The organism is Rufibacter sp. JT3400010, from assembly GCF_054956755.1.
Map to the genome: position 1 here is coordinate 123,457 of NZ_JBUDXA010000001.1, position 12,457 is coordinate 135,913.

At 51.1% G+C, this 12,457-nt stretch carries 9 protein-coding genes; 6 read left to right on the forward strand and 3 right to left on the reverse strand.

Annotated elements, in window-relative coordinates; genetic code table 11:
* Positions 1–7: 7 nt before the first annotated feature.
* The 3 genes from ACY0JR_RS00500 to ACY0JR_RS00510 all read left to right on the forward strand — a co-directional run bounded on the left by ACY0JR_RS00500 (position 8) and on the right by ACY0JR_RS00510 (position 3,805).
* Positions 8–907: a LysR family transcriptional regulator gene (locus ACY0JR_RS00500; RefSeq protein ID WP_462631828.1), complete on the forward strand. Its 900-nt coding sequence runs from the start codon at positions 8–10 to the stop codon at positions 905–907.
* Positions 908–982: 75 nt separating this feature from the next.
* Entirely contained in the window at positions 983–2,185 is a 1,203-nt protein-coding gene (locus tag ACY0JR_RS00505; protein ID WP_462631829.1) for a threonine synthase, read from the forward strand.
* Between the two features lie 420 nt (positions 2,186–2,605).
* Positions 2,606–3,805 carry a dipeptidase gene (locus tag ACY0JR_RS00510; RefSeq protein ID WP_462631830.1) on the forward strand — a complete coding sequence of 400 codons (1,200 nt, stop codon included), beginning with the start codon at positions 2,606–2,608 and terminating at the stop codon, positions 3,803–3,805.
* 289 nt (positions 3,806–4,094) lie between these two features.
* Here the strand turns inward: ACY0JR_RS00510 and ACY0JR_RS00515 are convergent, their stop codons facing one another.
* The 3 genes from ACY0JR_RS00515 to ACY0JR_RS00525 form a co-directional block, all read right to left on the reverse strand.
* Positions 4,095–4,913: an aminotransferase class IV gene (locus ACY0JR_RS00515; protein ID WP_462631831.1), complete on the reverse strand. Its 819-nt coding sequence runs from the start codon at positions 4,911–4,913 to the stop codon at positions 4,095–4,097.
* A gap of 56 nt (positions 4,914–4,969) precedes the next feature.
* Complete coding sequence (gene dprA / locus ACY0JR_RS00520; protein ID WP_462631832.1) at positions 4,970–6,091, reverse strand: DNA-processing protein DprA; 1,122 nt, start codon at positions 6,089–6,091, stop codon at positions 4,970–4,972.
* Positions 6,092–6,203: 112 nt separating this feature from the next.
* Positions 6,204–6,542 (reverse strand): MerR family transcriptional regulator, encoded by a 339-nt coding sequence (locus ACY0JR_RS00525; protein WP_462631833.1) that lies wholly within the window; start codon positions 6,540–6,542, stop codon positions 6,204–6,206.
* A 265-nt stretch (positions 6,543–6,807) separates the two neighbouring features.
* Here ACY0JR_RS00525 and alaS point away from each other — a divergent pair, with 265 nt between their 5' ends.
* The 3 genes from alaS to ACY0JR_RS00540 all read left to right on the forward strand — a co-directional run bounded on the left by alaS (position 6,808) and on the right by ACY0JR_RS00540 (position 12,429).
* Positions 6,808–9,429 (forward strand): alanine--tRNA ligase, encoded by a 2,622-nt coding sequence (gene alaS / locus ACY0JR_RS00530; protein WP_462631834.1) that lies wholly within the window; start codon positions 6,808–6,810, stop codon positions 9,427–9,429.
* 399 nt (positions 9,430–9,828) lie between these two features.
* Complete coding sequence (gene gatB, locus ACY0JR_RS00535; RefSeq protein WP_462631835.1) at positions 9,829–11,286, forward strand: Asp-tRNA(Asn)/Glu-tRNA(Gln) amidotransferase subunit GatB; 1,458 nt, start codon at positions 9,829–9,831, stop codon at positions 11,284–11,286.
* A gap of 18 nt (positions 11,287–11,304) precedes the next feature.
* A complete protein-coding gene (locus ACY0JR_RS00540) occupies positions 11,305–12,429 on the forward strand; it encodes a redoxin domain-containing protein (RefSeq protein ID WP_462631836.1) in 1,125 nt (374 codons plus the stop codon).
* The last annotated feature ends 28 nt before the right edge of the window (positions 12,430–12,457 follow it).

Consider the following 12,457-nt stretch of genomic DNA (forward strand, 5'->3'; position numbering starts at 1 on the left):
TTTCTTTGTGATTTCGCATAAACACGTCGTCTTTTATGAAGTGGCCCGGCAATTGAGTTTCACCAAGGCTAGCCAGATTCTGTACATCAGCCAGTCGGCTATCAGTAAGCAGATTAAAGCGCTGGAAGACTACTACAAAACCGGGCTTTTTGAACGGCACGGCAACACCATCAGCCTTACTCCGGCCGGAACGTTGCTGTTCCAGAAACTGGAAGCCGTGCAGCAGATTCAGAACGATTTGCACCAGGAACTGCCTTCCCTGAGCCAGGAATTCCACCCGCAGATATCACTGGTGTTAGGCGCCAGCACCACTATTTCCCTGTACGTCTTGCCTCCCGTGCTCTCTGCGTACCTCACGCAGTTCCCGCAGGTAGAACTAAGCCTGAGAAACCGGAACAGCGAGAACATTCTCAAGGCCTTGCTGGACCATGACATTGATTTGGGCATTATTGAAGGCATCAAGAAAGTAAGCCAGGTTACCTACACGCCTTTCCTGACGGATGAAGTGATTGCGGTCTGTTCTCCCAGAAATCCGCTGAAAAAGCATGAACTGGAGGTAAAAGACTTGTACCAGATTCCCTTGGCCATTAGGGAAACTGGCTCCGGCACGTTGGCGGTCTTGGAGGAAGCCTTGGCGCAGAAAGGAGTGAAGCTCTCGCAATTACCGGTGCGGGTAAGGCTGGGCGGCACCGAAGCCCTTAAAAATTTCGTGCGGGTAGATACCTGTCTGGCCTTTCTGCCCCGGCAAGCGGTAATCAAGGAACTAGCCTCCGGCGAATTGGTGGAAGTGACCATCATAGATTTACAGGTGCAGCGCAACTTCAATTTCATTCAGCGGAAAGGCACCGAGAACAACGCTCCCTACAAGAACTTCATCCAATTCATGAAGCGCCAGTATTCCAAATAGGAATAGTCTATTGCCAATCGCTATTTGAATAGGTCATAGCTGTTGCCCTACTTGCCGAGGTAAATTTTACCAGGTATGCCCACGCAAGTAGAAACCAACCTTAGTCAGATAACAGTCCTTACCTGTTCCAAATGCGGCCAGGAACACAGTTTTGAAGTGCTGCAGCTTGTCTCCACCTGCTGCGCCATGCCCTTGCTGGCGCAGTATGAAGTTTCAATGCCATTTTCCAAAGAAAGCCTGCAAAACAGGGAAGGAACCATGTGGCGCTACCAGGAAGTCTTGCCCGTGCTGAATAATAGATTCAAGGTGTCGCTGGGCGAAGGATTCACGCCTTTGATTCAGCTGAAGAATCTGGGAAAAGCGTACGGTTTTGAGAACCTGACCCTGAAAGACGAAGGGCAGAACCCCACCGGCTCTTTCAAAGCCCGTGGCCTGAGCATGGCTATCTCCAAAGCCCTGGAACTGGGTGCCGAAGGCTGTATCATCCCCACCGCCGGTAACGCCGGAGTTGCCATGGCTGCGTACTGCGCCAAAGCCAATCTGCCCGCCGTAGTAGTCATGCCCCGCCACACGCCCAAAGCCTTCAAAGAGGAATGTTACTGGTACGGTGCCGAAATCCATCTGCTGGACGGCCTCATCAATGACTGCGCCGCCGAAGTAAAACGATTGAACCACCAGCAGCACCTACTGGATGTTTCCACGCTCAAAGAACCTTACCGGCTGGAAGGCAAGAAAACCATGGGCTACGAAATTGCCGAACAACTCAACTGGCAACTTCCTGACGTGATTCTCTACCCGGCCGGCGGCGGCACCGGGCTCATTGGCATCTGGAAAGCTTTTCAGGAGATGATTGCTTTGGGCTGGCTGGAGAAAGACGTTCAGTTGCCACGCATGGTAGCCGTCCAAGCCGAGAACTGCCGCCCCTTGGTAGACACGTACAACGGTTTACAGGCCAATTCCCAGAATTACAACGGAAAACCAACACTGGCCAACGGCTTGGCCGTGCCTCGTCCCTTGGGAGAACCACTCATGCTGCAGGTGCTGGAGCAATCGGGCGGAACCGCCATTGCCATCTCGGAAGAAGAAATGGTAGAAGGCGTGCGCGAAATCGGGAAAAAAGAAGGGCTGTTTGTCGCCCCCGAAGGAGCCGCCGTTTGGATGGCCGCCCGCAAACTCATGATACAAGGCTGGCTGCAACCCCACGAGCACGTCTTCTTACTCAATACCGGCTCTGGTCAGAAGTACATGGAGAACATTGAAGGAAGATACATGGGATAGTTCTGAGTCCTGAGTTCTGAGTCCTGAGTTGGGGAAGTGACTTGGATGAACTTGGAGTTTGGAGAAATACATTTTCTTGGTCTGTTCCCTGACAGACCAACTTGGTGGCGGCTGGACTTGGGCCTTTTATTTCGGTCTGTCAGGGAACAGACTGAGGTTTGACTAACTTACATGGTTCAAGTTTGCAACTTGGACCCATAATGGTCGGAAGTTTTTAACTTCCGTGAGGCGACAGCCTCAAAAACGTATGCTGAATCAGCCAAGGCAACTAATTCTTAGAGTTGGGCAATTCAAGATAATTCAAACGCTATACTCAAGACTCAGAACTCAGGACTAGCAAGACTCAGAACTCTTCCCTTTGGGAAGTCCTGGTTTTTGTTTAAACTGAGTCGCAATTCAAATCAAAGTTTTACTGCACACATGAAAGTCTCTTCCTCTGTTCTGGCTGCCTCGGCGCTTGGGTTTCTTTTTTCCTGTACCACATCTTACCAGAGCCTTCACCAAAAAGCCATATTAGTAGATACGCACAATGACGTGATCTCCCAGGTGATCATGGAAGGGCTTTCAGTGGAACAGGATTTAAGCGGAAAAGCCCAAACTGATTTAGCCCGACTGCAGAAGGGCGGGATGGATGTGCAGGTGTTCGCCGTTTTCTGTGACGAGACGTACGGTCCAGGCCGGGCTTTCAATTTCGCGAACCAGCAGATAGATACTTTGGAGGCCCTCGTGCGCCGCAATCCGGATAAATTGCAGATGGTATATTCACCGGCGCAGATGCGCGAAGCCGTGAAAGCCGGAAAAATCGCTTCCTTGACGGGAGTAGAAGGGGGACACATGATTGAAGATAACCTGGACAACCTCAACCACATGTACAGCCGCGGGACTCGCTATCTAACCCTCACCTGGAACAACAGCACCTCCTGGGCTTCCTCGGCCGCCGATGAAACCAAAGGCTTGGGCTTCAACGGGAAGAAAGGCCTGAACGACTTCGGGAAGCAGGTGATACGGCGCATGAACGACCTGGGCATGCTGGTTGATTTATCGCACGTGGGCGAGCAGACTTTCTGGGATGTGCTGTCCACCACTACCAAACCTGTTCTGGTATCGCATAGCTGCGCCGCCGCCCTTTGCCCGCACCCGCGCAATCTCAACGACGAGCAAATCAAAGCCGTAGGCAAGAACGGTGGGGTTATTCAGCTAAACTTCTTCTCTGAGTTTCTGGACAGTGCCTACAATACCAGAATCAAGACATTCATGGCGAAACATGAAACAGAGATAAAGGAGCTAAGAGACAAAGGTGTGAACGGACTGGCTTTGCGTCAAGCCATCTTCAGCAAATATCCCGAGGAATCAAAAGACATCAATCCGCCTATTTCTGTGCTGCTGAACCATATTGACCATGTAGTGAAGTTGGCGGGAGTAGACCACGTAGGCCTCGGCTCTGACTATGACGGCATCAGTTCGGCGCCAACGGGTCTGGAAGATGTCAGCACTTATCCCATGATCACCAAAGCCTTGCTGGAACGAGGCTATAAAAAGAAAGACATCGAGAAAATCCTGGGCGGCAACTTCATCAGGGTCTGGGAGGCGAACGAACTCGGCACCGTAGCTAAGAAATAAACGTCATTTTCTCATAACTGGCTTAAAAAAAGAAATTAGCTTGTTCCGGCAAGGCAACTACAGCGCAGGAGTACTACCAAATCGCTTATAGGACCTTCCATCATTAGCTAGGCAGATTCTGTTCTGGCGCAAGCGTCCGCTTGTGTCCGTACGCATATTTGATCTGCAAAACGGGACACAAGCGGACGCTTGCGCCAGAAAGCTTTTGGATTAAATATGCAGCGTAAGTGTATACTGCTTTTGGGCTGTTTTTGTAAAAGGAAGCGAAAAGCAGCAAGTGTGGTTTACGCTAGAACTGAAGCTCGGCCTTTAACTGGGAAAGCAAGGATGCGTTTATTGGAACAGATCTACCTTCCACTTGTTCTATAGGCCGAAGTCCGGTCACATTCCCGGCAAAAACCATCTCCGCTTCTTGCAACTCCTCCGGCGTGAATTTTCCTTCCCGTATTTCCCAGTTCTGTTGGGTTGCCCAGCTAAAAAGTGCCCGGCGCATGATGCCGTGCAGACAACCGGTTTCCAGGAAAGGCGTGTAGAGCGTCTGTTTTTTCGCCCAGAAGAGGTTAGAGTACGTTAACTCCGCTAGATTACCTTCAACGTCCAGTAAAATCAGATCATCCAGGTTCCGTTCGGCTTTTTCTTTGCTGGCCATCACGTACACCGGCGAATTGATGCCCTTAAAAGAAGAAAACGCTGAGGGAATGGTCCGTATGGTTTGGCAGATTCCAACATGCAGGGGGCTTGAAGGCGGTGCTTGGGTGGCGTGGGCCGTGAGCAGCCAAGCTGCTGCTTCTGTTTGAGGAGTGTACAAACCTTCTCCGGCCCGCCAAACCTTCAGTTTTATTCGGGCCAAGGTTCCGCAGTTATTTAGGGCTGCCAACTGTTTCACCTTTTGCTCAAAACACTCTCCCGCTAGTTCTTCCGGCAAAGTAAGTTGTAATACCGCCGCCGCTTCGCGCATCCTTTCCTGATGGAGTTCCCAAAACCGAAGGCGGTTATTATCCAGAATGATGGTTTCAAAGAAGCCGTCGTTGTACTGGAAAGCTCGGTTGGTGAGCGGTAATTGAAGTTCTTCTTCCGGGAGTAGTTGGCCGTTGTAGAGCAGAAACACTTTGCTTAATTGAAGGTAAGTTGCTGTATGACAAAATAATAAGACTATGTCAGTCTTCACGCTAGGCTGAATTGCTTGCCCGGCATGGCTTTGATGACCCCACTCATCTCCAGCGTGAACAGCACCGAGGAAAGTTGGCCCATGGAGAATTGGGTTTGCCTACTGAGCACGTCTATGTGCGTAGGTCCGGCCTGTTGCAGCACCCGAAGCACCAGTTGTTCCTCCGCTGGAAAGCCGCTTAAATCTAAAGCGGGAACCGGTGGCAACTTTGGCAGGCCTGCCGGCGCAAGGGCTTTGTCCCAGTTCAGGAGTTCTTCCAAGTCCTTGGGTTTGGTATAGGGTACGGCTTTGAGGCTTTTGATGAGTTGGTTGCAGCCTTGCGACGTCTCTGCCGTGATAGGACCCGGAACAGCCATCACCTCGCGGTCATAGCTGTGGGCTATGTCAGCAGAAATAAGGGAGCCGCCTTTGCTGGTAGATTCCACTACAATGGTGCAGTCTGCCATTCCGGCTATAATTCTGTTTCTGGCCGGAAAACGCGGCGCGTCTGGCTTGGTCCCGAAGGGGAACTCTGAAAGCAGGCCGCCATTTTGCAGCATCTTTTCGGCGTCGCGTTGGTGGGCAGTGGGGTATACCGTTTCCACACTGTTGGCCATTACCCCAATGGTGGGCAAGCCTTCCCGCAGCGCGGCTCTGTGCGCCAGAATGTCAATCCCGAAGGCCAGGCCGCTGATGATTAAGGCTTCGTGCTGCACCAGGCTTTGCACCATCTGGTCTGTGACCGCACGCCCGTACTCCGTGCTTTTTCTGGTGCCCACAATACTGATGGCTTTGGCGGCATTCAGGTCGGCGTTACCTTTGTAGTACAAAAGGAGCGGGGCATCTGGCAGATCACGGAGTCGGTCTGGGTACAGCGGATTGGTGTAGTACAAAAGCTGCACGTCTTCTTTTTGGGCCCGCAGAATCACATCTTCGGCTTGCCGTAACGCCGCAGCCCTATGTGCCATAATTTTCCGGACCAGCATGTCGCCAATGCGCGGAATTCCGGCTAACACCTCGGCCTTCGCCGTAAACACCGCTTCGGCAGAGCCGAAAAACTTCACCAACGTACGCGCGTTTCCCCCACCTACCTGGGGAATGAGCGGCAACGCGACCTGGTAAAGTAAATCTTTAGACACTGTGTGGTAGTTCTGAGTCTTGAGTTCTGAGTCCTGAGTTGGAGTATACGAGAAAAACTATACTTGTTTTTAACTCAGCACTCAAGACTCAGGACTCAGAACTCCCTTCCCTTTAGGGAAGCTGCGCTTTGATGCTGATTAAGAATTCTTTCACCTTTTCCAGTGACTGAATCATTTCAAATTTCTCTTTAGCCTGTACGCCGCGGGTTTTCAGCATTTCACGGGCGCCTTGGATGGTATAGCCGCGTTCCTTTACCAAATGGTATACAAAGCGCAGGTTTTCAATGTCTTTTGGCGAAAACAGCCTGTTCCCTTTCTTGTTTTTCTTGGGCTTAAGAATGTCAAACTCGGTTTCCCAGAAGCGAATGAGGGAAGGGGCCACCTCAAACATAGCCGCCACTTCGCCAATGCTGTAATACTGCTTTTCTATATCTCGTTCTTTGTAAGGCACTTTTTTAGAGTTCTGAGTCTTGAGTTCTGAGTTCTGGGTCTGGATTTTTCTTCAGCCGACTCAGGACTCAAGACGCAGGACTCAGAACTCTTTTTAGCCTTGTTTTCTGAAAAACAGAGGTAAAACGCAGGCACATCCTCCGCAGTTTGCCAAAAAAGCTTACTTTTGCAAACACCGCAGGGCGTACTGAAAAGGCAAAAATTCGCTTTTTCTTTCGCATAAACAAGCCCTTGCTCCTAGTTTCAGAAAGCAATTATTTAGATACATGACCTCCGCTGAGATTCGTCAGAAGTTCCTGGATTTCTTCGCCTCCAAAGGCCACCAGATTGTTCCGTCTGCCCCCATTGTGGTAAAAGACGATCCTACGCTCATGTTCACCAACTCGGGCATGGCACCGTTCAAAGATTACTTTCTGGGCAACAAACCCGCGCCTAGCCCGCGCGTGGCAGATACCCAGAAATGTCTGCGCGTGTCGGGCAAGCACAATGACCTGGAGGAAGTAGGTTATGACACCTACCACCACACCATGTTTGAGATGCTGGGCAACTGGTCGTTTGGCGATTATTTCAAGCAGGATGCGCTAAGATGGTCATGGGAATTGCTGACCGAAGTGTACCAACTGCCCAAAGACCGGCTGTACGTTTCGGTGTTCCAGGGCGACGGTTCTGAGAACCTGCCCATGGACCAAGAGGCCTTTGACATCTGGAAGACCATGATTTCCGAAGACCGCATCTTGATGGGCAACAAGAAAGACAACTTCTGGGAAATGGGCGATACCGGTCCCTGCGGTCCGTGCTCCGAGATTCACGTAGACCTGCGCTCTGACGAGGAAGTGGCCAAAATTCCCGGAAAAGACCTGGTGAACAACGACCACCCGCAAGTGGTGGAAATCTGGAACAACGTGTTCATGGAGTTCAACCGACTAGCCGATGGTTCTCTGGTGAAACTCCCTGCGCAACACGTAGATACAGGCATGGGCTTCGAGCGTTTGTGCATGGCTATCCAAGGCAAACAGTCCAACTATGACACTGACGTTTTCCAGCCACTCATTCAGTTCATTGCCCAGGAAGCAGGTGTCACTTACGGCCAAGACGAGAAAACCGATATTGCTATCCGCGTTATTGCGGACCACATTCGGGCGATTTCCTTTACCATTGCCGATGGACAGTTGCCAAGCAACAACAAGGCGGGTTACGTGATTAGACGGATTCTGCGCCGGGCGGTGCGGTACGCCTTCACCTATCTGAACTTCAAGAGACCGTTACTGAACACCATTGTGCCGGTATTGGCTGACCAACTGGCGAACGTGTTCCCTGAACTGAAAGCGCAGCAAGCCTTTGTGCAGCGCGTGATTGAGGAAGAGGAAAACGCGTTCCTGCGTACCTTGGAAAACGGCCTGAAACGCCTGGATTCCTTACAAGACTCCATCAAGGCGAACGGCAATACCATTGACGGGAAAACCGCCTTTGAATTATATGACACCTTCGGCTTCCCACTGGATTTAACGGCGCTGATTGCCAAAGAAAACGGCTTCACCATTGACGAGGCCGGTTTCACCACCGAGATGGAGCAGCAGAAAAACCGTTCCCGCAACGCCGCGCAAACCGAGCAGGGCGACTGGGTGGTGTTGCAACCAGACGTAGAAACCGAATGGGTCGCTTATGACGCGGAATCAGTGGAAGCCAGAATTGTGCGTTACCGTCAGGTGACCGCCAAAAATAAAAAGGAATTCCACGTAGTGCTGGACCGCACGCCTTTTTACGCCGAAAGCGGCGGACAGGTAGGCGACACCGGCATGCTGGAATACGCCTCTGGCAACGTGAAAGTGCTGGACACCAAGAAAGAAAACGACCTAATTCTGCACATTACTTCTGAATTACCGAAAGACCTGGAGGCTCCGCTTACGGCTAAGGTAGACAGCAAACGCCGCGCTTTGATTAAAAAGAACCACTCGGCCACGCACTTGCTGCATGCCGCTTTAAAGCAGGTGCTGGGCGACCACGTGAACCAGAAAGGCTCTTTGGTGAGTGATAAACTGCTGCGTTTTGACTTTTCGCACTTCACCAAGGTAACCGAGGAGCAGTTGCGCGAAGTAGAGCAGATTGTGAATGAGCGCATTCGGGAATCTATTGAGAAAGACGAGCGCCGCAATGTGCCCATTGAAGAGGCGAAACAACTAGGCGCTACCGCTTTGTTTGGCGAGAAGTACGGCGAGTTTGTGCGCGTGATTACCTTTGATCCAAATTATTCCATTGAGTTGTGCGGCGGTACACACGTGGGCAACACCGGTAATATTGGCTTCTTCAAAATCTTGAGCGAAAGCTCCGTAGCCGCGGGCGTACGAAGAATTGAAGCCGTAACCGCCGATGTGGCCGAGCATTACGTAGATGAGCAGATTTCCCAATTTGAGGAAGTAAAGCAACTCCTGGGCGTGCAGAAGGAATTCGGCAAAGCCATTGAGAAACTACAGGACGAGAATACCGCACTTCGCAAACAATTAGAGGCATTTGAACTGAAGCAGGTGACCGCCCAGAAAGAAAAACTGGCATCTGAAGTGAAGCAGGTAAATGGGGTAAACTTCCTGGCTACCCGCGTAGACGTTAGCTCCGCTGATTACCTCAAGAAACTGGCCTTCGACCTGCGCAGCGTGGTGGACAACCTGGTGCTGGTACTGGCCGCAGATGTAGACGGAAAACCACAGTTAGCCGTTATGCTGTCAGATGAAGTAGTTTCCGGCAAAGGTCTGAACGCCGTGCAGATGGTGAAAGAACTGGCCAAGGAAATCAAAGGCGGCGGCGGCGGACAACCGTTCTACGCTACTGCCGGCGGAAAAGAAGTAGCTGGATTGGATGCCGCATTAGCGAAAGCTGAAGCGTTGTTGCAGTAAGAATTTTCTACTTTCCCATACTGTCACGAGACTTCAGTCTCGTGACAAAGGATGAAGCGAGTCTCAGACTCGCCGGGAACCACGAATTACTTAGCTTCACTATGGCGCGGAAGTTACTTCCGTGACTTTGGAATTTGTCTTTTTAAGTCACGGAAGTAACTTCCGCGCCATAGAAGATGAAAAGATAAGTAAACTTAGCTACCGTAGTTTCACTGCTGGCGCAGGTAAGTGGTAGTCAGAGACTACCACTTACCTGAAAGCACGGGTCTGGAGACTCGCGCCAGTGTTGGTGAGAGAATTTAAAAAGAAACAATAGCTGATTCAAGGCTGTTATTTAGAATAAAGACCTAAAACAGAAATCGTGTTACTTGATACGCGATACTTGATACTAAATAAAACATGAACGAAGAGACCCGTTCCCAATACCAAGCCATCATCGGGCTGGAGGTGCACGCGCAGTTATTGACCGAGAGCAAGGCGTATTCGTCAGATTCCACGGAGTACGGCATGCTGCCGAACACCAACCTGAGCGTGATTACGTTGGGGCATCCCGGCACTTTGCCGCGCGTGAACAAGAAAGTAGTGGAAATGGCCATGAAGATGGGCCTTGCCACCGATTGCAAGATTACCCGCAACAACTACTACGCGCGTAAAAACTACTTCTACCCAGACCTGCCCAAGGGTTACCAGATCACGCAGGACAAAACGCCTATCTGCACCAAAGGGCATTTAGACATCAAAACCAAAGAAGGTGGCGAAAAACGCATTGGCATCACGCGCATTCACATGGAGGAAGACGCGGGAAAATCCATGCACTTGGCGGGTGAGACCGAAACCTTGGTAGACTTAAACCGCGCTGGAACGCCGCTGATCGAGATTGTATCTGAGCCAGACATTAGAGATTCTGAGGAAGCGTACGCGTATCTGACCCAAATCAAGAAACTAGTGCAGTACCTGGAGATCTGCGACGGCAACATGGAGGAAGGTTCTTTGCGCTGCGATGCCAACATCTCGGTGATGAAGAAAGGCGCCAGCAAATGGGGCACCAAGGTAGAGGTGAAGAACATGAACTCCTTCCGGAACGTGCAGCGCGCCATTGAGCACGAGATTGACCGGCAGATTGCCATTCTGGAGAACGGCGGCACCATTGACTCCGAGACTCGGAACTTTGACGCCAACACCGGCACCACTACCGGCATGCGTTCCAAAGAAACCATGAACGACTACCGCTACTTCCCAGAGCCTGACCTTCCGCCGGTGATTATCTCTGAGGAGTGGTTGCAGTCTGTCAAAGAAGACATGCCCGCACTGCCGCAGGTCTTGTACAACCGCTTTACGCAGGAGTACGGTTTGTCTGACTATGATGCCGGCGTCTTAACCGATGACAAAGACATTGCGTTGTATTTCGATGCCCTTTGCCAGCACACCAAAAACTACAAAGCCGCCGCCAACTGGATGAGCGGCCCCGTGAAGTCTTACCTGAACGAGCTGACCTTGTCGGTGGAGGCGTTCCCGTTGAAGCCCGAGCAGATTGCCGGTTTGATTGAGTTGGTAGACAGCAATAAAGTAAGCCACAGTGTAGCGGCCAAGCAGATTTTCCCGTATTTATTGGAAAACCCGGCAAAAACGGCGCAGCAGGTGGCTACTGAACAGAACCTGGTGCAGGAATCTGACGCGGGTGCTTTGCAGGCTATCATTGATGGCGTTTTAGCGGCAAATCCGCAGAAAGTGGCCGAATACAAAGCCGGAAAAGCCTCTTTGCTGGGTATGTTCATGGGAGATCTCATGAAGCAAACCAAAGGCAAGGCAGATCCAAAGTTAGCGAATAAGTTATTGAAAGAGAGTTTAGATAAGTAAGCTCATTTCCAGAAAAACATGAAAAAACAAGTCATCTTGGCCGCCGCTTCCATGCTAGTCATGAGCGCCTGCCAAAAGAAAGGAGTTGCCACGGAAGATACTGATAAAAGCTATCGAATCTCGGGCAAAATCAACAACATGACCACCGGCAAAGTCTTTCTGGACGAGCTAGGCGAGCAGGCGTTTGTTCCCTTTGACACCGCGCAGATAAACAAAGACGGCACCTTTGTGATGGAAGGCACCGTGGCCGAACCCGCCATCTACAAACTGGGTTTCGAGAACCAGGAAGGCATTATGTTGGTGGTGGACAACAACACCATGGAAGTGACCGCCGATTCTGGAAAAGTGGCCCAAACGTATACCGTGAAAGGCTCCAAAGACTCTGAACTGATTCAGCAGTTGAACAAGATCATGCAGTCCATGCAAGAGAATGCCACGGCTTTAAACCAGCAGTTTCAGGAAGCCTCCAGTTCCGGTAACCAAGCTGAGGCGAAAAGGCTGCAGGAACAGTTTATGGCCTTGCAACAGGAAAACCAGAACCAACTGAAGGCGTTTGTGAAGGCAAATCCAAACTCGGTGGTATCGGTGTACACGGCGGGCAATATCCTGAACCTGGAGGAGCATTACCCCTTTGTAGACAGCATGAACACGGCCTTCAAAGCGGCTCTGCCGAACTCCAAATACACCAAGTCTCTTGACGCTCGGCTCTCTAAAATGAGAAGCACCGCCATGGGCAGCGCGGCCCCAGACATCAAACTTCCATCTCCGGCCGGCCCTGAGATTGCGCTTACTTCCTTGCGCGGAAAGTACGTGTTGATTGATTTCTGGGCCAGTTGGTGCGGTCCGTGCCGCAAAGAAAACCCCAACGTGGTACGCATGTACAACAAGTACAAAGACAAAGGCTTCGAGATCTTCGGGGTAAGTCTGGACCAGGACCGGGGCAAGTGGCTGAAAGCCATTGAAAACGACAAACTCACCTGGCCGCACGTGTCTGACCTGAAAGGCTGGGAAAGTGCCGCTGCCTCTCTATACGGCATCACCGCTATTCCGCAGACGGTTTTGTTAGACAAAGAAGGCAAGATTATCGCCAAGAACCTCCGCGGCGAGGCTTTGGAAGCAAAACTGGCTTCGTTGTTAAACTAAGGAAAACAGGCCATAAACAGAAAGGGCT

Excerpts from the sequence above, each read along its gene's own strand:
- ACY0JR_RS00505 (WP_462631829.1), top strand. The coding sequence starts at position 983 with ATGCCCACGCAAGTAGAAACCAACCTTAGTCAGATAACAGTCCTTACC.
- gatB (WP_462631835.1), top strand. The coding sequence starts at position 9,829 with ATGAACGAAGAGACCCGTTCCCAATACCAAGCCATCATCGGGCTGGAG.
- alaS (WP_462631834.1), top strand. The coding sequence starts at position 6,808 with ATGACCTCCGCTGAGATTCGTCAGAAGTTCCTGGATTTCTTCGCCTCC.
- ACY0JR_RS00540 (WP_462631836.1), top strand. The coding sequence starts at position 11,305 with ATGAAAAAACAAGTCATCTTGGCCGCCGCTTCCATGCTAGTCATGAGC.
- ACY0JR_RS00510 (WP_462631830.1), top strand. The coding sequence starts at position 2,606 with ATGAAAGTCTCTTCCTCTGTTCTGGCTGCCTCGGCGCTTGGGTTTCTT.